Source organism: Acinetobacter sp. ANC 3882 (assembly GCF_022549545.1).
In the GTDB taxonomy this organism is placed as follows: Bacteria; Pseudomonadota; Gammaproteobacteria; order Pseudomonadales; family Moraxellaceae; genus Acinetobacter.
Map to the genome: position 1 here is coordinate 560,255 of NZ_JAKZGB010000001.1, position 22,843 is coordinate 583,097.

19 protein-coding genes are annotated in these 22,843 nt (G+C 38.5%); 9 read left to right on the plus strand and 10 right to left on the minus strand.

The features are described 5' to 3' along the window. Nucleotides 1-118: 118 nt before the first annotated feature. From MMO42_RS02835 to MMO42_RS02845, 3 genes are all read right to left on the minus strand, one after another. Nucleotides 119-451 (minus strand): hypothetical protein, encoded by a 333-nt coding sequence (locus tag MMO42_RS02835; protein ID WP_241319197.1) that lies wholly within the window; start codon nt 449-451, stop codon nt 119-121. A 257-nt stretch (nt 452-708) separates the two neighbouring features. Next, nucleotides 709-2,580: a phage capsid protein gene (locus MMO42_RS02840; protein ID WP_241319199.1), complete on the minus strand. Its 1,872-nt coding sequence runs from the start codon at nt 2,578-2,580 to the stop codon at nt 709-711. Nucleotides 2,581-2,765: 185 nt separating this feature from the next. Continuing rightward, complete coding sequence (locus tag MMO42_RS02845) at nt 2,766-3,419, minus strand: hypothetical protein (protein WP_241319200.1); 654 nt, start codon at nt 3,417-3,419, stop codon at nt 2,766-2,768. A gap of 777 nt (nt 3,420-4,196) precedes the next feature. Between MMO42_RS02845 and MMO42_RS02850 the strand changes: the two genes are divergently transcribed. Then, complete coding sequence (locus MMO42_RS02850; RefSeq protein WP_241319202.1) at nt 4,197-4,439, plus strand: hypothetical protein; 243 nt, start codon at nt 4,197-4,199, stop codon at nt 4,437-4,439. A gap of 122 nt (nt 4,440-4,561) precedes the next feature. Here MMO42_RS02850 and MMO42_RS02855 read toward each other — a convergent pair whose 3' ends face one another. The 3 genes from MMO42_RS02855 to MMO42_RS02865 form a co-directional block, all read right to left on the minus strand. After that, the gene (locus tag MMO42_RS02855; RefSeq protein ID WP_241319204.1) at nt 4,562-4,864 is read right to left on the minus strand and encodes a hypothetical protein; all 303 of its coding nucleotides are present in this window, start codon (nt 4,862-4,864) and stop codon (nt 4,562-4,564) included. A 92-nt stretch (nt 4,865-4,956) separates the two neighbouring features. After that, nucleotides 4,957-5,151, minus strand: coding sequence for a hypothetical protein (locus tag MMO42_RS02860; protein WP_241319206.1), 195 nt, complete (start codon nt 5,149-5,151; stop codon nt 4,957-4,959). A gap of 154 nt (nt 5,152-5,305) precedes the next feature. Next, the gene (locus MMO42_RS02865; protein ID WP_241319207.1) at nt 5,306-5,623 is read right to left on the minus strand and encodes a hypothetical protein; all 318 of its coding nucleotides are present in this window, start codon (nt 5,621-5,623) and stop codon (nt 5,306-5,308) included. A gap of 523 nt (nt 5,624-6,146) precedes the next feature. Here MMO42_RS02865 and gltS point away from each other — a divergent pair. Beyond that, nucleotides 6,147-7,376, plus strand: coding sequence for a sodium/glutamate symporter (gltS, locus tag MMO42_RS02870; protein ID WP_241319209.1), 1,230 nt, complete (start codon nt 6,147-6,149; stop codon nt 7,374-7,376). Between the two features lie 231 nt (nt 7,377-7,607). Beyond that, on the plus strand, nt 7,608-8,555 hold the full coding sequence (locus tag MMO42_RS02875) for a metal-dependent hydrolase (protein ID WP_241319213.1): 948 nt from the start codon (nt 7,608-7,610) through the stop codon (nt 8,553-8,555). A gap of 164 nt (nt 8,556-8,719) precedes the next feature. Here the strand turns inward: MMO42_RS02875 and MMO42_RS02880 are convergent, their stop codons facing one another. Next, nucleotides 8,720-9,082 (minus strand): hypothetical protein, encoded by a 363-nt coding sequence (locus MMO42_RS02880; RefSeq protein ID WP_241319581.1) that lies wholly within the window; start codon nt 9,080-9,082, stop codon nt 8,720-8,722. A 419-nt stretch (nt 9,083-9,501) separates the two neighbouring features. Here MMO42_RS02880 and MMO42_RS02885 point away from each other — a divergent pair, with 419 nt between their 5' ends. The 4 genes from MMO42_RS02885 (at nt 9,502) to gcvH (ending at nt 13,437) form a co-directional block, all read left to right on the plus strand. Continuing rightward, nucleotides 9,502-11,349 carry an ABC transporter ATP-binding protein gene (locus MMO42_RS02885; RefSeq protein WP_241319216.1) on the plus strand — a complete coding sequence of 616 codons (1,848 nt, stop codon included), beginning with the start codon at nt 9,502-9,504 and terminating at the stop codon, nt 11,347-11,349. Further along, nucleotides 11,349-11,789 (plus strand): MaoC family dehydratase, encoded by a 441-nt coding sequence (locus tag MMO42_RS02890; RefSeq protein WP_005293415.1) that lies wholly within the window; start codon nt 11,349-11,351, stop codon nt 11,787-11,789. Before MMO42_RS02885 ends, MMO42_RS02890 begins: the two co-directional genes overlap by 1 nt. 128 nt (nt 11,790-11,917) lie before the next feature. Beyond that, complete coding sequence (locus MMO42_RS02895) at nt 11,918-12,943, plus strand: AraC family transcriptional regulator (protein WP_005293412.1); 1,026 nt, start codon at nt 11,918-11,920, stop codon at nt 12,941-12,943. Between the two features lie 119 nt (nt 12,944-13,062). Beyond that, nucleotides 13,063-13,437, plus strand: a complete 375-nt coding sequence (gene gcvH / locus MMO42_RS02900; protein ID WP_005152409.1) for a glycine cleavage system protein GcvH — start codon at nt 13,063-13,065, stop codon at nt 13,435-13,437. Between the two features lie 71 nt (nt 13,438-13,508). Here the strand turns inward: gcvH and MMO42_RS02905 are convergent, their stop codons facing one another. Together MMO42_RS02905 and aspA are read right to left on the minus strand one after the other, a co-directional pair. Next, nucleotides 13,509-14,666 (minus strand): lytic polysaccharide monooxygenase, encoded by a 1,158-nt coding sequence (locus MMO42_RS02905; protein ID WP_241319226.1) that lies wholly within the window; start codon nt 14,664-14,666, stop codon nt 13,509-13,511. A gap of 263 nt (nt 14,667-14,929) precedes the next feature. Next, complete coding sequence (gene aspA / locus MMO42_RS02910) at nt 14,930-16,378, minus strand: aspartate ammonia-lyase (protein ID WP_241319228.1); 1,449 nt, start codon at nt 16,376-16,378, stop codon at nt 14,930-14,932. Between the two features lie 473 nt (nt 16,379-16,851). On the opposite strand from aspA, the gene putP reads away from it, so the two are divergent. Continuing rightward, nucleotides 16,852-18,348 carry a sodium/proline symporter PutP gene (putP, locus tag MMO42_RS02915; protein WP_241319230.1) on the plus strand — a complete coding sequence of 499 codons (1,497 nt, stop codon included), beginning with the start codon at nt 16,852-16,854 and terminating at the stop codon, nt 18,346-18,348. A 46-nt stretch (nt 18,349-18,394) separates the two neighbouring features. On the opposite strand, the gene MMO42_RS02920 is transcribed toward putP, so the two are convergent. Further along, nucleotides 18,395-18,886 carry an Lrp/AsnC ligand binding domain-containing protein gene (locus MMO42_RS02920; RefSeq protein WP_005152404.1) on the minus strand — a complete coding sequence of 164 codons (492 nt, stop codon included), beginning with the start codon at nt 18,884-18,886 and terminating at the stop codon, nt 18,395-18,397. A 120-nt stretch (nt 18,887-19,006) separates the two neighbouring features. On the opposite strand from MMO42_RS02920, the gene putA reads away from it, so the two are divergent. After that, complete coding sequence (putA, locus tag MMO42_RS02925) at nt 19,007-22,768, plus strand: trifunctional transcriptional regulator/proline dehydrogenase/L-glutamate gamma-semialdehyde dehydrogenase (RefSeq protein WP_241319232.1); 3,762 nt, start codon at nt 19,007-19,009, stop codon at nt 22,766-22,768. The last annotated feature ends 75 nt before the right edge of the window (nt 22,769-22,843 follow it).

Here is a 22,843-nt window from a genome sequence, read left to right on the forward strand (position 1 = left end):
AATGAGATTAATTCTTATTTGAAAAATAATGAAATGAAGATAACTGTAGACCTTAAATTTTATAAAATGCCTGCTTTTTAAAAGCAAGAGAGGAATAGCTTCCTCTCTCTAAACCTTACTATTTACACACAATATCCAGTTTTTCAGCATAATAATCAGTCGATACTTTTAAGTCAGACATCAGCTTCTCTTTGCTATAGTCCTTTGGCGCAAGTTTTAGCAACGCTGGAATATACTTTGATTCATACAGATTTGGGTAATCTTTGCAAAGTACGCGTGTCTGCTCTTGTTTGGGTGTATCTGGGTTGTCCAAAATGTCCATGTACTCGGAAATCTTGTTGTCCACAACTTCAAAACTTTCTTGTGCTTGCTCAGTTTTAACTTCTGGTTGCTTATTACAACCAACAAATAAGATTGAGATTAGGCTGAGAGATAGAATTTTGATTTTCATAACAATGCTGCATACGATAAATTCATAAAAATCCGCCATTGCGGGTCATTTGTTCTAATTTATCATTAAAGACTGACACCGTAGATATCTTTTGTACCTGTTGGGTAAGAAAAATTTAACTGCATATGCACAAGAAAAACTCCATGGATGTCTATTCAATATCCACATCGCCATCAGTTGATTGTGTTTTAAAATTGAATAAATGATAAGAAAAGAAGTGGCTTTAATTTTAAAACCACTTCTTTTTTGGATATTACTTATAGATAAATTTCAGGCGGATACGGCGTATCGTCACTAATCGGCGTATACAGTGTATTTTCAACAAAGAATCCATTGGGTGCCTGTACTGTATCAATGGTCACAGAATCCTGCATCACTTGCGGATAGGCCCAAATAAACTGCTTCATCAGTCCTAAAGGTTGATTATTCTTTATATCCCCAAATACACGCTGCCAGATCGGTGTTCGATAAGGCTTGGTCTTATCAAATCCATATAGGTGCGCAATTGATGAATCAGGAACAAATCCTGCCAAATAAGCTACTTTATCAGCTGGATAGTTCAAATCTTGTGTTGGAATCTCAGCAACAGCTTGATGTGCTAAACCTAAACGGGCTTCCAAAATCCAGTCATAGGCTTCCGTCATGATGTAATCAAAATTCGGATAGCTATAGTGCTCGCTTGGATAATTGATATCTGTCGCCAAGGTTTCAATAGGTGTGCGAATCGTTGGGAAGAAGATTAATGGACATACTTTCGCCGTTGGATACTTGGTTTTAACCACTGTACGAATATCTCGACATGTCTGACCGAGTTTGTTGCGTAACCAAGCCTTAAACTCATCATATGGCGTACCTGTTTTATGGACCGCATCATAAATCGTTCCCAAATCTGGCGCATATAAGCCAGTATCTGCATTAAATGCCAGCTTGGTTGGAAAATCATAGACACAAGGTAAATCTGTGCCTTGGTTATACCACCACCATGGTTCACCGATCTGCATATTAACGGGACATCCCCCTACGACCATCGTATCCGCAAACTCGATAAATGCTTTATGTAGATATGCCAAAGCATTTTGGTCACAAGGGCTAAAGAAATAACTGGGTGGCTCATAACCTGTACGACCTAAGTTGCTATTCCAATCACGTTGTGCCCAAAACTCATTTGCAGCTAAAGAATACATTTCAAAGCTCACACCAAATACAGGCTGCATCCCTGCGCTTTGCAATGCCTGTGAGAAGCGCTCATGCCATTTACGGGTACATGGATTCACAACAGCTTGGTTACTCACCAATGTATCTGGAATCTGCCATTTATTGACATCACTTTTCCAAGACATTTCTGGGTATTTTGACATGCCACAATAATGATTAATCAAACCGTGGTAGCCCAAAGCCTGCATATTATCGACCAATCGCTGTGGGTTGAGATCATAATGATCATCATAACTAGTACAAATGCCATAGTTATGCTGCGGCACAGAAACCCGCTTGAGCGTAAGTTTGGCATTTGGCCCCGTAGTTACAGAGTTGGTGATACGGATATAGCCATCTTCTGCTTGGGCCAATGGTTGGGTCGAGTGAGCATTGTAGTTCGAGGTAAATCCAGAGAAAGAAATTCGCTGAATATTAGTCACAGGAAAAGAATCGGTTGCTGCAAAGCCTGCCTTGACAGTATTCCAATTGATATGAATATGCGCTGAGCGAGATGCTGGCTGATTGGCATAATTGAATAAGACAATGTAAGCGACCTTGTCCTCACCATTGGCTTTATATTGCACCGTCAATGTTGGTGTTAAGGTTGGATTATTTAACATTGGCATAGATGCTGACAGTTCAATATCGAAATCCCAAATCACACCGCTATAATCATATTTGGTTTCATAAGCCAAAAATTTATGGTCTTTCGCATCATATGAATCCCAAATAATCCCCGCAAGATCGGTTGTGGTACGTGAGCGGAAGGATGCTTCAAAGCCATTGCCATAATTGGTAATCGCAAAAGACATGGTTTGTGGGCCATCAATGCGCCAGTACTTTGGACTAAAACGATTAATCATTGACGTCTGGATATTTACAGCGGGAGTTGTTTTTAAATTTTTTTGTTTATATTCAAAAGTATTTGTCATTTTAAAAATGCTCTCATTCATCATCGAATCTTTATCTTAAGCGATCAGGATTTTTTCACTGTTTGCGTGAGTAAGGATTGATTAAAAAGAACGCACTTATTTCGACTTTATGTAAAAGCAAAGTTTATAAGATCAATAAAAAAGCTCATCTTATGACGAGCTTTTTTTGCTGTAAAAACGGATGCTTAGAAATTGTAACGGATACCCACTTTATAAGTGATTCCATCTAAATCTAACACATCAGATGCAGTACTCTCACAGAAATAACCAGTACATACATCATCAAAGTTTTCGATATACAACCATTTATAGCCTAGCCCTACATACCCAGCAATATCTTTTTGAATATAGTGACCTAATTCAAAATCAATTGGTAAGGTGACATAACGCAGCTTGGTATCATAGTCATCTGCATCAAGCCATGCATAACCGATACCAATGCTTGCATTCGCATAAGTATTGTTATGATCATAAAATCTATAGCCACCTTTCACATTAATTTCAGTACTTTTCCAATCTGAATTTTTTTGGTAGTTCAAACCAAACGTCGTACTGAAGGTATCCAAAGCGGTAAAGGTAATACCTGTACCAATGCCATTTAATTTCTCATGACCATCAATTTCATCGGACTGCAATCGAGAACCATAATATTCTGCAAAGATAGAGGTCTTGATGCCGCTATTGCTCTCACTGCGATAATCTTGTTCTATGGGTTGGACTGTGCGCTGTCCAAGCTCTTGCGGTGTCCCATAATTGACTTGTAAAGGTGTATCTGCCCACCCATTCGCGCCCATAAGAGATACAGTTAACCCCATCACCCCAACAAGTATTTTTTTCATCCTAATACCTATTTTTATTTGAATTGAAGAGCTTAGAGAATAATTTATTTTTAATTTTTTAAAAATCATTTTTGCTGAAAGACTATAAATAAAAGCGAGAAACCGATATCTGGTAAATCATTTGGTATTTTTGGCGAATTTCTTCATACATTACTTATATTGAGGGATCATTCATCAGAATCTATCTTATCGGTTAAAGCAGCATATCGTAATGAATGCAGTTACACATCATATTTTGACTCCGATACAATTCTTTTTAAAATTTTCTGTTCAGCATACAAGAGTAAAAAACAACAAATATTTTTCCAATGTGACCATTCTTGTTACTTTTTACATTTTAGTTTCAATATAAAATTTACATAACGAATAAAATCAAAGTAAAAATAAAAGCTTAATTACTGATAAATATAAACAAATAAAAAAATCAATGAGATTTAAAAAATCATTGACACTTCGTGTGAAAAATATAATTCCTCTCAATCATCGAGTTGACTACTGCTCACTAATTAGTCTATATAATTAATGTATTTTTCATTTATTAATGCAAAAGTAAGCTTTAAACTGATGAAATGGATGATTCAGAAAGTTTAACTGGAAAGATCTAAGATATTTCTAGTATAAACATATAAATAGAAAGTTATGCATTGAAATTCTTGAAAAATATATTAATGGATACCTTAGCGACTTTATTTAATATTCAATTAATTTAAGTTTAATAAATAATTAAGCTATTTAGGTATCCTATTAATTATTGATCTACATGACGGGAGAAAAGAAATGTATCAAAAACAGCAAAAAGACGCCGCTATCGATCATATCAAAACCGAAATTGATATGTTAATTGATCTTAATGATTCTGAAGAAATTATTAAAAGCAAAAATCATATTGAAATGACATTGCTTTTACTGGTGAAACTTGAGATTTTCAGTTGGGAACAGGCTCATCTTTTAGCAAGAGAGCTGAGTGTTACCAGTAAAAATGCTATTGATTGCCTCGCGCACATGAAAAAAATAGCATAATGCTCATTTCGATCTAAGTTTAACAATACATGCAAACATAAAACGCTCAGAAGCAATGGCAATGAGCGTTTTGACAACCAAAATTTCAGCAAAAAGTAGCTAAAAAAACATAAACTGAATTCTTAGCTATAAATCTCTTTGTATAAGCGTTTAGATATCCAATCAATAAAAGCTATTTTATTGCTAAATTGAGGTGTATTAAATAAGTTAATATCGAATTCGAAATGATCAAAATTCAACAACTTATAAACACCTCCGCCTAAAGGGACCAAATGAGTATGTGGATATTTAATCGCTTTCAATGCATTTCTTAAAAATAATGCTTTGATTTGTAAGTCACTGTTTTTATAGGACTGATAACTTTGAGAGTTTATAAACAATTCATATTCACGATCTAAATTTTGAATAACTTGAGAAACAACCACTTTATGCTCCTTTATTATTTGAATTATTTTTATACCACAGAAAAATTAAAAGCCCATCATTTGACAAGCTTTTATACAATTAAATATAAATCTTATTGGATGCTTAATTCATCATCTTTCGCAACAATGATCGAAGTGAGCATTGGAACACCAAGAATAATAGGAACCATGATAATCCATAAATCCGTGGTTAACTTACTGGAAAAAAAGAAATGAATCACAAGAGCGACCAGCGCCAGTACTGCGAATAAAACACCCATGAATCGAACTGCAAATTTAACAAGCATTTTTAAACTCCTTATGATTCTAATATGTATAAACAGTATACGCCTACTCCATCAGTTACAGCATTTTCTTTTTCTATTGCACTATAAAAGCAACTTATATTTCTAAAGTCAAAAAAGCCCAACATGAAGTGAGCTTTCTTTTAAAAAACCAGAATTATTTGGCTTCGTTTACAGCAACGATAAACTGGCTGCAATTTGAACCTTCAGAAGCATTTGCCAACTGTTTTTCAGAGAACTGGAACTTTGAAGCAACCGATTGATAGTCCTTCTTAAGACTTTGACCAGTCAATGTACCTAATTGTTTAACTTGCTCTGGCGTCAACAATTCATTTTCAACCGCTTGATTCATCATGACACAAGCAGTCGTCATTGCATCATAACGTGCCGCAGTTTTTGAATAACCGAATGAACCGATCAAACCACCAATAACCAGACCGACAACTAAAGACAAAATAATATGCTTTTTATTCATTTAAATAACCTGAACAACCAATAATAAAATTAAGCAAATCAATATATTCACTTTTTTTAGATATACGATTCATTTTCTGTTTTTATTGTAGAGCGCTTTACATGATTTAAGCTACAAAATGTAATTTCTGATGGATTCTAAAATTTTAACACTAAGAAATGATCAGAATGACCTTACTCTTGTTGCATTCATGATCAACAATCATAGCAATCCAAAATTAAGCTATTCTAAACGTATAAAAAGCATCCTTTTAAATCATATTCAGACAAAAAAATAATTCCTCTCAATTTCATGTGAAGCCCATCACAGGAACATCTCATCTGAAATAAATAGTCATTAAATTAAATGCTTAAATTTACTGGAATTTTACGCTTTATGAATTGACCTGTCTGCTGTTATAGGCATAGGGCAAGAATGTTTAATTGTTAACCATATCACATATTTTAAAGCTGCTTTTTTTAATTTAATCTACGCAGTTAAGAGCCTTTTTACTCTCTTGACGGTTCATACTTTAAGGATATCTATGGATTTCATTCTTAATCCAACATATACGCTCATGCTAGCGGTGTTGGTCCTCTATGTAGGACGCATTTTAAACAAGCACATCCCTTTTTTAACAAAATATAATATCCCAGAACCCGTTGCTGGCGGCCTAGTTGGCGCAATCATTTTTTATTTAATTCATCAATTTGCGGGTTATACAATTTCTGTAAATAAACCGATGCAAGACACTTTTATGTTGATGTTTTTCGCATCCATTGGTTTAAGTGCAAATTTTGCCAAGCTTAAAGAAGGTGGCAAACCATTAATCATCTTCTTAATTGCAATTTCCTTCTTTGTCATCATTCAAAATGGCGTTGGTATGGCAATTGCCTCTGCGGTGGGTCTTGATCCATTGATGGGTGTTGTTGCAGGTTCAATTGCCTTAGTTGGTGGCTTAGGTACTGCGGGTGCGTGGGGTCCAATTTTTGAAACCAAATACGCAGTTGAAGGCGCATTACCAATGGGTATTGCCAGTGCAACCTTCGGTATGGTTGTTGGCGGCCTAATGGGTGGACCATTAGCACGCTATTTAATCCGTAAGCACAATTTAGCGTCTCCCCTGAACGCCGAAGCACGCGAAGGAAATAAAGATGCTCCGCTAACAGACAGTGAATACACCTTTGAAGCACCGCAAAAAGTTCGCTTGATCACTGCTGATAACGCCATTGTGACCTTAGGTATGTTTGCATTTGCGCTAGCGTTTGCAGAAACCATGAAAAACCTGACGATTGGTACTGCAATTGAATTGCCTACCTTTGTCTGGGCATTGGGCGGCGGTATTCTCTTACGTAATGTGTTAGAAACAGGCTTAAAACAAGAAATCTTTGATCGTTCAATTGATGTATTTGGTAACACTGCCCTCGCACTTTTCCTCGCCATGGCACTGGTATCATTAAAACTTTGGCAGTTGGCAGATCTTGCAATTCCAATGATTATCTTGTTGATTGCTCAGTCTATTGCGATGTGGGTATTTGCGGTTTATGTGTCTTTCCGTGTCATGGGAAAAAACTACGATTCGGCAGTATTAGCATCGGGTCTATGCGGTTTTGGTATGGGTGCAACACCAAACGCGATTGCAAATATGCAAGCGATTACCAATATGTATGGTCCTTCGCATAAAGCATTCTTGATTGTTCCACTTGTCGGAGCATTCTTTATCGATCTTGTGAACGTGGTTGTTATTCAAAGTATCTTACAAATCTTTGGTTAATACCTAAATCTTGAATTGACGCTTGATTGAATTTATTAAAGCCATATCTTCAAAGGATATGGCTTTTTTATGTCTGGTTTTTAAACCTCAATCAAGCAAAAACTGCGATGTTTTATCCTTAAAATCGATTGAAAGCTTGTTTTTGTCCTATAAGCACATGGTGAACAATTTTACTCAATGCTAAAAATTACTTATTCAAATTCATTCGTAATTTTATATTGGGTGACAGGTATGATCACAGAAAATCATCAGCTAAAAGCAAGAAAGGTATATTTCGATTTTTCCGACTCTTCTGTTTGTTGGATGCCAAATGATCCTCTATGCTCTCACATTGCCAATGGCATCAATATGTTGTTACCTGCTGGTGAATTTTGGTTCTGCCGAGTTTTTAATAAAGCCGTCCCTTATGTCACTGATGAAACATTAAAACAAGAAGTGATCGGATTTGTGCGCCAAGAAGCAGCCCATGCGCGTGCACATGAAAAAGCACAAGATTTTCTAAGAGAAAATGGCTACGACATCCAAGATCCATTAAATCGCGCTCACTTTATTTTCAATATTTTATTAGGCGATAAGCCATTGGGCCTACCATTTTTAAAAGGCGAAAAGCTCAATGAGTATTGGTTACTGTTTCGTGTTGGCGTGATTGCTGCAATTGAGCATTTTACTGGTACGATTGGACAGTGGACACTGGATAGCAAGTCTTGGGACAAAGCAGATCCTGCGATGACCGATTTATTCCGCTGGCATCTTGCCGAGGAAGTTGAGCATCGTTGTGTGGCTTATGATTTATTTGAGCACTTACTCACCAACAAACTTGGTTTTTATGTTTCTCGACAAGTGATTATGATGGGTGTTTTCCCTTTATTTATTTTCTTCCTTGCTGATTTTGCACGTAGCCTTGGGCAACAAGATCTAGAACATAAAGATATTCAAAAATTGATGCGCCGTGGATTCTTTAGCTTTATCCGTGAATTCGAAAAGACGGCGACTCAAACCGATAACCTACCAACGATCAAATATTTGTGGAAAGCAACATTACGCTGGACTTCTCCTAAATTTAATCCAATTGATGAAGGAGATACTGAACAGGCATTAGCTTATATGGCTCGTTCACCAGCAGTACAGTATTTTGAACAAATGACGCAAAACTCGGCAAAAGCAACTGTATTAAGCTAGTTTTCAACAGTTAGTAATAACTTGCTAGACGATTGAACACATACTGTAGCTCACATCCACATCCTTAACACGTTTAAGGATGTGTTACGTTATAGACACTCTTGAGTCTAAAAAGCTTGGATAAATCAAAACATCTCAAAAAAACCTACCCAATCTACTATCAATCAACATGAAAACTGGGTTTTCTTTAATTCATTTTTGAGCGCAAGATAATGTTCCTGAGCTACATTTTGATTAAGCTTAAATTCATTTTTTGTCTGGATGCTTTCATCTATGTCTTGCATATAACGCTGATAAGCTGAATAACGATCAATAATGAGTTGATGCAAATTCATTTTGCTCTTTTCAACCAAGCACTCTTTTTGTTTTGCCTCTAATTGCTCAATATTGGATTTTTCCTTCCCTTTCAAGCCATATTCGAATTGAATTTGATCATCTAGAGATTTGAAATAAGCATCAGACAAATTGACGTAATTTTCTCTAAAACTATTAATATTTCCTGCATGACTTATACTTAAGAAAAGCATAAATATAGCTGTAACTATTATTCTCATCACCGTTTCAATATATATTAATTTTCATCTATTATATCACCATCACACATAAAATCCGACCCACACTTTAATTAAGATTAAAAACACAGCATATTAAGGTATTCTAAATAAAAATAAAATTATCTCGATATTTTCATCCCAAATTTTAAAAATATATTTAACAGCAAAATTAAGCTACATATACGCCTTACTTAAATTCACTTTATTTATTTTAAACCTATTGCTTCATAATTATGAATACTCCAAAACACTCGCTCTGTTCTAAATTAAAACGCCCTTTCTACAAGAATCTTGATACGCATCATTTGTTTTCTTTTGCCGTTTCTCATCTTATTTTCTGTTATCCTACAGAGGTGAGCTGAATCGTAAGACATAATCAGAGGAAATGCGGCATGCTGCAATGGTTTGAAAAATTAGTTGATCCCTATCCAACGAAAGACTTAAACAAACCATTACCGACTACTTTTTTTGCTTTCGTTTGGCAAGCAACCAAAGGTATCCGACCTTATCTATTTATCTTGATTGCATGCACCGCAGCCGCTGCAAGCTTTGAAGCATTATTTTTCTCTTATATTGGTAAATTGGTCGATTGGCTGACACAAAGCCATCCGAGTACATTTTTAGAAAATAATCAACAAAACCTCACCATCCTGATTAGCATCCTGTTTGCCAATATTTTCTTTGTCAGCCTGCAATCTGTGGTCAAACACCAAGTTTTGTTTAGTAATTTCCCAATGCGTATGCGTTGGCGCTTTCATAACTTGTTACTACAACAAAGCCTAGACTTCTTCCATACTGACTTCGCAGGGCGTCTTTCTGCCAAGGTCATGCAAACCGCTTTGGCTGTACGCGAATTCTGGATGATTTTAGGCGATATGCTGGTCTATGTACTGATCTACTTCATTACGATTAGTGTGGTATTAGGCTCTATTTCTCCTATCCTGATTATTCCTTTAATGTTGTGGTTGGTTTTTTTCATTGTGATTGCCAGCTATTTTATCCCCCGTTTAGGTAAAATATCGAAAAAACAAGCGGATTCACGTGCGGTGATGACAGGCCGTATTACCGATGCTTATACCAACATCCAAACCGTAAAACTCTTTGCTCATGCAGGCCGTGAAAGCCAATATGCCAAAGAATCCATGCAAGAATTTATGGTGACGGTTTATAAACAAATGCGTTTAGGGGTCAAATACGAAATCAGCATTCGTTTACTCAGTGCATTTCTATACATTGGTGTCATTGGTACTTCAGTTTGGTTATGGACACAAGGGCAAGCTGCTATTGGGGTTATTGCAGCGACCACGGCGATGGTATTGAAGCTCGATAGTATGGCTGAGTTTTTAATGTGGCATGTGACCATGCTGTTTGAAAATGTCGGTACCATTCAGGATGGCATGACCACCTTAGGTAAACAGATCCAAATTCAAGACAAGAAAGATGCGACTACATTAAAAGTTCAGCATGGTGAGATCCGATTTGAGGACGTTAGCTTTGCTTATAACAAAAAAAATGTCATTGAGCATTTTAACTTAACCATCAAACCTGGTGAAAAAATTGGCGTTGTTGGACGATCTGGTGCCGGTAAATCGACACTGATCCAATTACTGCTGCATTTTTACGATATCAACCAAGGTCGTATTTTGATTGATGGTCAAAATATTCATGATGTAACTCAAGATAGCTTACGCGCCAATATCGCCTTAGTAACGCAAGATACCTCTTTATTACACCGTACTGTTGCTGAAAATATTAAATATGGTCGTCCAAATGCGACTGAAGCCGAAGTCCAACTTGCGGTTAAAAAAGCAAGAGCAGAAGAATTCATTCCACAACTCACGGACCAAAAAGGTCGGGTTGGTTATGATGCCTATGTCGGTGAACGCGGTGTAAAACTTTCTGGTGGACAGCGTCAACGTATTGCAATATCACGTGTTTTCTTAAAAGATGCCCCTATTCTCATCCTTGATGAAGCAACCAGCGCACTTGATTCGGAAGTCGAAGCAGCGATTCAAAGTAGTTTAAATGACTTGATGGTTGGCAAAACAGTCATTGCAATTGCACACCGTTTATCTACTATTGCTCAAATGGATCGCCTTATTGTCCTTGATCAAGGTCGAATTGCTGAACAAGGAACACATGAGGAATTGATTGCCAATGATGGCTTGTATGCACAATTATGGAAACGCCAAACTGGTGGTTTTCTAGTTGAACAGCGAGTGACTCAGGACACAGAATAATGTTGTATTTAGAAGACTTAAATGTTGGTGATCGCTTTAGTAGCCGTGAATATGAAATGACACTTGAAGAAGTGAAACAATTTGCAGGCCAATATGATCCCCAACCTTTTCATTTAGATGAACAAGCTGCGGCACAACACCCCATTTTTCAAGGTTTAGCAGCAAGTGGCTGGCATACCTCAGCTGTCACCATGCGTCTATGGACAGAATGCTTTCCAGTAGCCGGTGGACTGTTAGGTACAGAGTCAAGTTTGCGCTGGCCACGCCCAACCCGTGCTGGCGATAAAATTCATGTTGAAGTTGAAATTACTGCAATTGTGCCATCTAAAACAAAAAATGATCGTGGTATCGTCAGCTACGTGACACAAGCTTTGAACCAACATGGTGATGTGCTATTAATATCTACAACCAAAATTCTAGTCTTTAGAAAAGCAATTTGATTGTTGAACATTCGGTGACTCTTTTGTCCAACAATTTTTATGATTGATAATTTTATTTCATGTAAAGATGTTTAAGACTTAAATGTTTAAAAGATATTGGCAAAATTGATGAGCGCCACGGAAAGCACATGAAAACAACCTCAACTCGTCAAGATCAAGGAATACCAGGCGTCTATGGCTTATTGCTATTAGATGTTGTTTCTCGCTGGGGATATAGCGATGAAACATTGTTTGCTCCATTTCATTTAACGAGTGAACAGTTGGCTGATCCAAACTATCGAATTCCAACACCGATTGCGAATGAATTGGTGAAACACGCTTTGCGTTTGACTGGTGAAAGTACACTTGGCTTTCATCTAGGTACGCAAATGCGTATTTCCATTCATGGCTTTATCGGCTATGCCATTATGACGGCGCATGACATCACGGATGCGATTGCATTGGCAAGTCGTTTCATTCAGTTACGCCTTCCCTTTTTACAACTCTATTTTTCCACCTTCGGTCCAAAAGCGACCTTACAGCTCCAATGTGATATTGAAGTTGAGCCCTTACGCACCGAAATCATTTTAGGTTTAACCATTGGTATCATGACCATGGCCAAAGCCTTAACTGGAATTGATGATTTAAAAGGTGAAGTTGACTTAGATTTTGCTGAACCAGCAGGCTTTGATAAATATAAAGACCGTTTAACCAGTACAGTCCGCTTTAATCAGCCACATTTGATTTCTAGCTTTGATAAAAAATATCTTGGCTTAAAGATGGTCAATGCAGATGCGATTGCCAGTCAGATTGCAATTAATCAATGTGAAACCGAATTATCAGCACTGGGCGAACGCCGTCGTTTAGCAATGCGAGTCCGTGATATTCTGACCAATTCAGAACAGCATTATTTAAGTATTGAAAATGTGGCTGAACGTCTGCATATGTCAGATCGAACCTTGAAACGTCAATTGGCAGCAGAAGGAACCTCCTTCTCAACCTTAGTTGATGAAGTTCGTTACCGTCATGCAACGTCTTTACTGTCTCGAACAGATTATAGTCTAGAACAAATTGCAGATGAGCTCGGCTATTCAGATGTTGCAAATTTTAGCCGAGCATTTAAGCGTTGGAGTGGTCGTAGTCCAAGTAACTGGCGCAAAGACCCTTATTTGTAAGATTGTAAAATGTTGTGGGTTTATGCATAGCTAAACCCTTCATTACCAAAACTTTTGTTTTGATTAAAAAACCTGTATAAAGCCAATAAAATGATGCGACAGATTGTTAAGGAGTTGTCATGAATCATCCAGCGGAATTGAAATATGCACGTACGCATGAATGGGTAAGAATTGAGGGTGACCTCGTTGTAACAGGGATTACTGACCATGCACAAGATGAGTTGGGTGATTTAGTTTATGTGGAAACGCCTGAAGTTGGCAGCCATGTAACCGCAACTGAACAAGCAGGTATTGTTGAGTCAGTAAAAACAGCATCTGACATCCATGCACCTGTGTCAGGCACCGTAGTTGAAGTCAATACTGAGCTTGAAGATGACCCTGACTTTGTCAATGATGAACCTTATGGTAAAGGCTGGATTTATAAGATCAAACCAGACAATATGGCAGATGTTGAAAAGTTACTTTCAAACAGCGACTATGAGTCAGGTTTATAATTTTTTAAATCTTGAATATTCAAAAAACCGAGTGATGTATTCGCTCGGTTTTTTTATTTCTACACTGACTATTATTTTACGAGAATCCACGCATCCTGCCAGTTCGAACCAGTGGCTGGAACATATTGATGTGCTTGAATCGTACACCAACCGCTATAAGGAAATGGCTTACACTGATAAATACGCCCATCGCTGCCCAACACCTTGGTTCCTGCTTTATATGTACTGATATTCTTCGGATAAACAAAATCATAAGAACCACCACCACTGATCGGTGCACGCTCAATTTTGATTTCAACACGTTGGATGCCACTATTTAAACTACTATAAACATCATTTTTCCCACTGACTGGCACAATCTCACTGTTTGTATTTTTAACGCCTGCCCGTAACGCCCTATGCTCTCGATTAATCGCTTCTGCTAATAAGCGTGGCCAAATATTTCGACTGCCGTTGGCGGTACTTGTAATCAGTAATTCTGTTTTTAAATTTGAATTTTCACCATTACGATCAAACACACGCGTCGATACCCGATCATTTTGCAATAAGTCATCAAGCGGATTGATATCACCAATATCATTCCAACTTTGAACAGGTTTCGGAGGCTGTGGATCGACTGGTGTGGTTGGATTTCCTGAGCCAACATTTACATCAATGACATTATAAAAAGCATTGCTGGTATCACCGATATCCCAAATGGCTAAAATGACATGATATCCGCTCCGATCTGCTGGCACATTACAACGATGTGTGACCACACTTGCAGGTTTTTGATATTTCCCATCCACACTACAAAAGGGATTAAGATCAAAAGCACTACGTGCCAACGTTACTGAAGGATTCCACCCTTGCTTCGTGATAAAATAACGCCAGCCTTGGCTCACATGTTGTGCCGTAAATTGCCAAGTAAAATCATTGGGGCCAGTGGGTAAATTTGTTTTTACCCATCGTGTTGGCGATTGCGCATTCAGTTCTGAAAATTGACTCAGATTCGCATTGGCAATCTGTCCATCTGGTGGCCCAGACTGTGGAAAACCTTTCGGTGCTTCTAAGCTTTGCGGTTCCCAGACAATGCTTCCACATTGTGCATTTTTATTAAGCTTACAGGCGTAAGCACGAGATTCAGGTTTAAGTACATAGCCATGTGCAAAAACCAAAGATGGCACAACAGGTAGTACCAATATTCCAAACGAGATTAAACTACGTTTAATTAAATGTCGCATCATCATTATTCTACCTTCATTATTTCACTTATTTATTGTTGTTAAGCATTGGTGTTCTTAAGACACCTCTTAGACCATAGGTTACCCACTTAGCTAAGACAACCACATACTCTGTAATGATCTGTAATATGTCAGATGACTTGATCACAGGAATAAAGCGTTGTATTGACCCGATCAAATTATTTCACAAATCCATTATTTTTCAGTGCAAGTAAAAAAGCCCAATTCGGTTTGAACTGGGCTTTAATAAAAAATTATTCGCTTAGGATTTAAGCAACATAATCGACTTGGATACCATCAACTTCTGAAACCAAATTTTCAAAAGAGAAAATCTCATCAAGTTGAGTTTGTGTCAGTAAACCGCGCTCTAAAACAACCTCTTGAATGGTTTTGTTCTCAGCAATACATTGTTTACCAATCTCATCGCAGAGCGTATGGCCTAATAATGGATCAAGCAAAGTGATAATTCCAACACTACGCATCACCGCATCATGGCAAGCCTGTTCATGTGCCTTGATACCGCGTACACATTTTTCATCCAAGCTCTGAATTGCATGTGTAAGCAATTCAATTGATTCATTCAGTGAAATGGCAATCACAGGTTCCATCACATTCAGCTGTAACTGACCAGCTTCTGCCGCAAAAGTAATGGTTAAATCATTTCCAATCACTTTAAAAGCAATCTGATTGACCACTTCAGGAATGACAGGATTTACTTTTGCAGGCATGATCGAAGAACCAGCTTGCAATTCAGGCAATTGAATTTCACCTAAACCTGTACGTGGTCCTGAACTAAGCAAACGTAAGTCATTGCTAATTTTAGAAAGTTTGCATGCAAGACGTTTTAATGTACTGGATAAGATAATGAATACACCGCAGTCACTGGTTGCTTCAACATAATCTTCGGCACCGACCAGATTCAAACCTGTAATCTCTTTTAAACAGGAAACGGCCTTGATGGCATAACCTTTTGGTGTATTTACACCTGTACCGATGGCTGTCGCACCCAGATTCACTTCAAGTAACATTTCTCGAGTACGCTTAATCAAGCGCACATCTTCTTTTAATAAGGTCGCAAAAGCATGAAACTCTTGTCCGAGTGTCATCGGCACAGCATCTTGCAATTGGGTACGCCCCATTTTTAATACATAACGGAACTCAATTGCTTTATTTTCAAATGAAGTAATCAACTTATCCATTTGCGTGAATAAAGCATCTAAAGAACAATAGGTTGATAGACGAATCGCGGTTGGATAAACATCATTGGTTGATTGTGACTTATTGACGTGATCATTTGGATGAATCACGTCATATTGACCTTTTTGATGGCCTAATGATTCAAGTGCAATATTTGCAATGACTTCATTGGTATTCATATTAATTGAAGTGCCTGCACCGCCCTGATAAATATCAATCGGGAATGCATCTTGCCATTTTTCAGTTTCAGTCATTAAAGCATCACAAGCATGCTGAATCGCCAAACTTTGTTCTTCTGTTAATTGACCAAAACTTAAGTTCGCTTGAGCCGAAGCTTTCTTTACTTGAGCCAATGCACGAATAAAGTAGCCATTTTGTCCAACTTTTTGCGAAGAAATTTTAAAATTTTCAATTGCGCGCAGTGTATGAATTCCATAATAACAATCTGCTGGAACTTCTTTTGCACCGAGCAAATCATGCTCTATTCTTATCGTTGCCGCTTGAACCGTTTCCACTTGCATTTCTCTCAGACAATGCACCCTTATGGTGCAATGAACTAATATGAAATATTCCAACTGATTTTTCATTAGCAAAACTGCTTAACATTATATTTTTTTATAGTGAAATTTCTCTGGATTGTTGTCTTTGTAACAGCATGTGTCATAGTTTTTGTTTGATTTTTAGCTCAACAAATTTAATCTACACATGTACATTTGATGAATTGTAACTTTTAAATACATTATGATTTATTTTTGAACACCAGATTCTGTTTTTTTGACGGGAAAAAATCCTATTTTTTGAATTAAAAAATTAAGATTCATATACTTAATTTAAATTACACAAAATATACAAATAATATACATAAACATAACAGTGTTTTAAAAATCATTTGTGCTTGAATCTGTGACCTTATCAATCCCAAGAATAGTAAATCATTTTTTTAGCTATTCAGGTGTGATTGCAAATTATGGATATGTAAGGACAGGCATCCATTATGAATTTTTCTAACCCCACTGTTGTTGTATTCGTGGTATATATCGCCGCCATGCTTGGCATCGGTTTATACGCCTATTTTTCTACTAAAAACCTTGATGATTATATTCTCGGAGGCCGAAGTCTAGGCAGTTTTGTAACCGCTTTATCTGCGGGTGCATCAGACATGAGTGGTTGGTTACTCATGGGCTTACCTGGCGCTATTTACTTAACTGGCTTGTCAGAATCATGGATTGCCATCGGCTTGATTATTGGCGCATGGTTAAACTGGTACTTGGTTGCAGGTCGTTTACGTGTACATACTGAAGTACAAAATAACGCTTTGACCTTGCCAGATTATTTTACCGGTCGTTTTGATGATCAGAAGAAAATCCTACGCGTCACATCTGCATTGATTATTCTTGTATTCTTTGCGATTTATTGTGCTTCTGGCATGGTCGCTGGTGCACGTTTATTTGAAACATTGTTCCATTTGCCTTACTCAACAGCGTTATGGCTGGGTGCATTCGCGACAATTGGTTATGTTTGTATTGGTGGTTTCTTAGCAATCAGCTGGACCGATACTTTCCAAGCAGGCTTGATGATTTTCGCATTGTTACTGCTTCCTATCGTAACTTACATGTCTTTAGGCATTGGTATGGAAGAGTTTACTGCAGTCGTTGAATCTGTACGCCCTCATGCTTTTGATTTTGCGACTAACTTAAGTTTTGTTGCGATTCTTTCAGCTGCAGCTTGGGGTCTAGGTTATTTTGGTCAACCACATATTCTTGTGCGTTTCATGGCTGCTGATTCTGTAAAATCAATCCCAGCTGCACGCCGTATTGGTATGACATGGATGATTTTATGCCTTGCTGGCGCAGTAGGTTCAGGCTTTATCGGTATTGCTTACTTCCAAATGCATCCAGAATTTGCAGCAGCAGTAACGGCTAACCCTGAAACTGTGTTTATGGAACTCACCAAAATTTTATTTAACCCTTGGGTTGTTGGTGTAATCCTAGCTGCAATCTTATCTGCAATCATGAGTACCTTGAGTTGCCAGTTATTAGTATGCTCTAGTGCCTTGACCGAAGATTTGTACAAAGGCTTTATCCGTAAAAATGCATCTCAAAAAGAACTGGTGTGGATTGGTCGTGCAATGGTAATCGCCGTTGCAATGCTTGCTCTCTCGCTTGCACAAAACCCAGAAAGTAAGGTTCTTGGCTTAGTTGCTTATGCATGGGCTGGTTTCGGTGCTGCTTTTGGTCCGTTGATTATTCTTTCATTGTTCTGGAAACGTATGACGTTAAACGGCGCGTTGGTGGGCATGATTGTTGGTGCATTGACTGTAATCTTGTGGAAAAACTTCTTTGGCCATACAGGCGTATACGAAATTATCCCAGGCTTCGTTTTTGCTTTGATCAGTATCGTGGTGGTGAGCTTACTGGGTAAAGCACCAAATGCTGCGGTAACCAGTCGTTTTGAACAAGCTGACGAAATCTATGCACGTGAAATGAAATAATTCTTGAATGAAAATTTAAGGGGCCCTAGAGCCCCTTTTCTTTTGCTTAAAATTTTGTTTTTGATTTAATTTTTATTTTTGAACTGTCTTTCACGACCTGCATCACTGGGTAACTTCGAGTTTCCTTCACCCCCGGTAATTGCCATAATATCTGCCCTGCAATACGACGGAACTCTTCCATCCCTGCACTACGTAGTTTAATCAGAAAATCAAAACCGCCACTGACCATATGGCATTCCACAATTTCTGGATATTGCGTTACGGCATCAATAAAATCATCCAAAACATGTGGGGTAGTTTTATCCAGCAGTACTTCAACAAAGACCAAAAAGCTTGCATTCAGCTTGTTGGGATTGAGTTTTGCCTCATATCCCAAGATGAATTCATCCTTGGTCAGCTTCTGGACACGCGCCATCACCGCAGTCGGTGATAGGTTCACGAGTTCTGCTAATTTACTATTAGAAATTCTCCCATCTGCTTGAAGAATATCCAGAATTTTTAGATCAGTTCGATCTAACGCATAAATAGGGCCATTCAACTGAATTTTCCTCTAAAAAATAAGTAAATTATAGTGAGTTACTCGGGTTTCATTCTGTAATCATAAATTATCTAAACCTCTCTACTCAATATGTTCTAGAGATTGTTATTGGAATTTAGTATGAATACATTGGATACTCCCGCACAAATGGAAACAGCTCACATAGACGGTTATATTACCGAATTTAAAGAAAAAAGTGAGTTTGAGCAACGCATTAATACAGCTTGGCGACGTGCTGAGCCTGAAGCAGTCGCTGTACTCGCTGAAGCAGCAAACATTTCTCCTGATCTTGACCACAAAATTTATGAACTTGCTTTTAGCCTAGCGCATAATTTACGTGAGCGTAAAAGCTCGGCTGGTAAAGCTGGTATTGTTCAAGGTTTACTTCAAGAGTTCTCACTTTCTTCGCAAGAAGGTGTTGCGCTTATGTGTTTGGCAGAAGCTTTGCTTCGTATTCCAGATACAGCAACCCGCGACTTATTGATTCGTGACAAAATCAACCAAGGCAACTGGAAAGAACACGTAGGTCAAAGTAACCTGATGTTCGTCAACGCTGCTGCATGGGGTTTGATGTTAACTGGCAAGTTAATGGAAACACCTAAGCAAACCAGCTTGTCTAGCGTATTAACGGGTCTTTTGGCGCGTAGTGGTCGTGGTATCATCCGTAAAGCGGTTGACGTTGCAATGCGTATGATGGGTGAACAGTTCGTTACTGGTGAAACCATCGAAGAAGCACTTGATCATGCAAAACCATTTGAACACAAAGGTTTCCGTTACTCATACGACATGTTGGGTGAAGCTGCACTTACTGAACATGATGCTGAGCGTTATTATAACGACTACACGCAAGCGATTCATGCCATTGGTAAAGCATCAAATGGTCGTGGTGTTTACGATGGCCCTGGTATCTCAATCAAGCTTTCTGCATTGCACCCACGTTATCAACGTGCGCAAATTGATCGTGTACATCACGAACTTTACAACAAAGTTTTTGAACTTGCGTGCTTGGCAAAACACTATGACATCGGCTTAAACATCGATGCAGAAGAATCTGAACGTTTAGAAATTTCTCTCGAATTACTTGAGCGTTTGTGTTTCGAACCAAAGCTTGCGGATTGGAAAGGCATTGGCTTCGTTATTCAAGCTTACCAAAAACGTTGTTTCTACGTTGTTGATTATATTGTTGATCTTGCAAAACGCAGCAACAAACGCCTGATGATCCGTTTGGTGAAAGGTGCGTATTGGGACAGCGAAATCAAGAAAGCGCAAATTGATGGTATGACCGACTATCCTGTGTTTACCCGTAAAGTACACACTGATTTGTCATACATTGCATGTGCGAAAAAATTACTTGCAGCACCAGATCAAGTTTATCCGCAATTTGCGACACACAATGCGCAATCACTTGCAACGATCTACACCTTGGCAGATCCAAGCAAATACTACCCAGGTCAATACGAGTTCCAGTGCTTGCATGGTATGGGCGAGCCATTGTACGAACAAGTTGTCGGTTCTAAAGAAGATGGTAAATTAGGGGTTCCATGCCGTGTTTACGCACCGGTTGGTAACCATGAAACATTATTGGCTTACTTGGTCCGTCGTTTACTTGAAAATGGTGCCAATACTTCATTCGTAAACCGTATTGCTGATAAGACCTTGAAAGTTGAAGACCTAATCCAGTCTCCAATCAAAGACATTCAAACTTCAGCACAAGAAGAAGGTCAGCTTGGCTTAAAACACCCTGCGATCCCACTTCCGCATGATCTTTACCCATTACGTCCAAATTCAAATGGCTTCGATCTGAATAACGATCAACCATTAACAGATTTAGATGCAACTGCACAAAAACTTCGTAACCACGTGTGGAACAGTAAGCCACTGCTTGGTTTTGAATCAACAGTTCACGATCAAAGTAATGCAATTGCAATTACAAACCCTGCACAAAATAGTGAAGTGGTTGGTCATGTCAATGAAGCAACCAGTGCAGATGTACAACTGGCACTAGAAGCTGCTGTGCAAGCACAACAAAGCTGGGATATGACCGACAAAGTTGAACGTGCAGCTTGTTTAAAACGTGCTGCCGATTTGATGGAAACTCGCATTCAAGAGTTGATGGTATTGCTTTGCCGTGAAAGTGGTAAAACCTATGCCAACGCCATTGCAGAAGTTCGTGAAGCGGTCGATTTCCTACGTTACTACGCAACGCAAATTGAAAACTTACCTGCCAATGCACAAGTAAAACCATTAGGTACAGTGCTTTGTATCAGCCCATGGAACTTCCCTCTTGCAATTTTCTCTGGTCAGATTGCAGCTGCTTTAGTTAGCGGTAACTGCGTGATTGCAAAACCTGCGGAACAAACACCACTGATTGCAGCTCAAGCAGTTGAAATGCTTTGGGAAGCTGGCGTACCTCGCGGTGTGGTTCAACTTCTTCCAGGTCGCGGTGAAACTGTTGGTGCTCAATTGAGTCAAGATGATCGTATTCAAGGCATTATGTTCACAGGCTCTACAGAAGTTGCAAAAATCTTGCAAAAGACTGTAGCAAAACGCTTGTCTCCAAATGGTCAACCGATTCCGTTAATCGCGGAAACAGGTGGTCAAAATGCGATGATCGTCGATTCTTCTGCACTAACTGAACAAGTGGTACTCGATGTTGTCAGTTCTGCATTTGACAGTGCAGGTCAACGTTGTTCTGCCCTGCGTATCTTATGTGTTCAAGAAGACAGTGCCGCAACCGTCATCAAAATGTTGAAAGGTGCAATGCAGCAGTTAATCGTAGGTCATCCTGCGATCTTAAAAACTGATATTGGTCCTGTAATCGATACCGAAGCAAAACAAACGATCGATACGCACATTCAAAAGATGAAATCTAAGGGTTATCCTGTTCATCAATTGATGTTCAATGATGCTGCAAGCCAACAAGCACTTGCACAAGGTACCTTCGTTCCGCCAACGGCGATCGAATTACCAAATCTTGATGACTTAGAACGTGAAGTATTTGGTCCTGTATTGCATATCATCACTTATAAGTACGGTGAACTTGAGCAATTGATCGATCGTATCAATGCAAAAGGTTACGGTTTGACTATGGGTCTACATACCCGTATCGATGAAACCATTAATACGGTTATTCAACGCGCAGAAGTAGGTAACTTATATATCAACCGTAATATCGTGGGTGCAGTTGTAGGCGTTCAACCATTTGGTGGTGAAGGCTTATCTGGTACTGGTCCAAAAGCCGGTGGTCCACTTTATATGTACCGTTTGATGGAGCATTGTTCTGAGAAAGTATTAGCAACACCATTTGCGGTGAAAGCTGAAATCTCTAGCTTTGATGCTGTATCGAATGTTGCTTACCAAAACTTGTTGTCATGGGCAAATAAAAATATGCCTCAAGCAATTCCAACGATTCCAGCATTTGGTGTTGGTAAGTTCTATGAATTGCAAGGTCCAACAGGTGAAAGCAACCAATACATTATCTTGCCTCGCCATCGTGTACTTGCTATTGCCAATGATGAAGCTGCTCAATTGCAGCAACTCCTAGCAATCTTCGCAGTAGGTAGCACAGCAGCGGTATTAAAAGACAATGCATTCCTAGTGAAACACAAAGCATCTTTACCAAAAGATGTATTAGATGCGATCACTGTGATTTCAAGTGTTGAAGCTGATCATTTTGATGCTGCTTTACATCAAGGTTCAGTTGAACAATTAACTGACTTACAGCATAAGATTGCAAACCGCTCTGGAGCAATCGTGGGGATCACTCACCTTCAAGTGAACGAGCAAATTCCTTTAGAACGCCTAGTCATTGAACGAGCAATTAGCGTAAACACTGCAGCAGCAGGTGGTAATGCGAGTTTGATGACTTTATCTGAAGACTAATTTTCAGTCTCTTGCGGAACTTCAAACGTTCCTCATCCTAGCCCGAATCATGTTTACATGGTTCGGGTTTTTTAT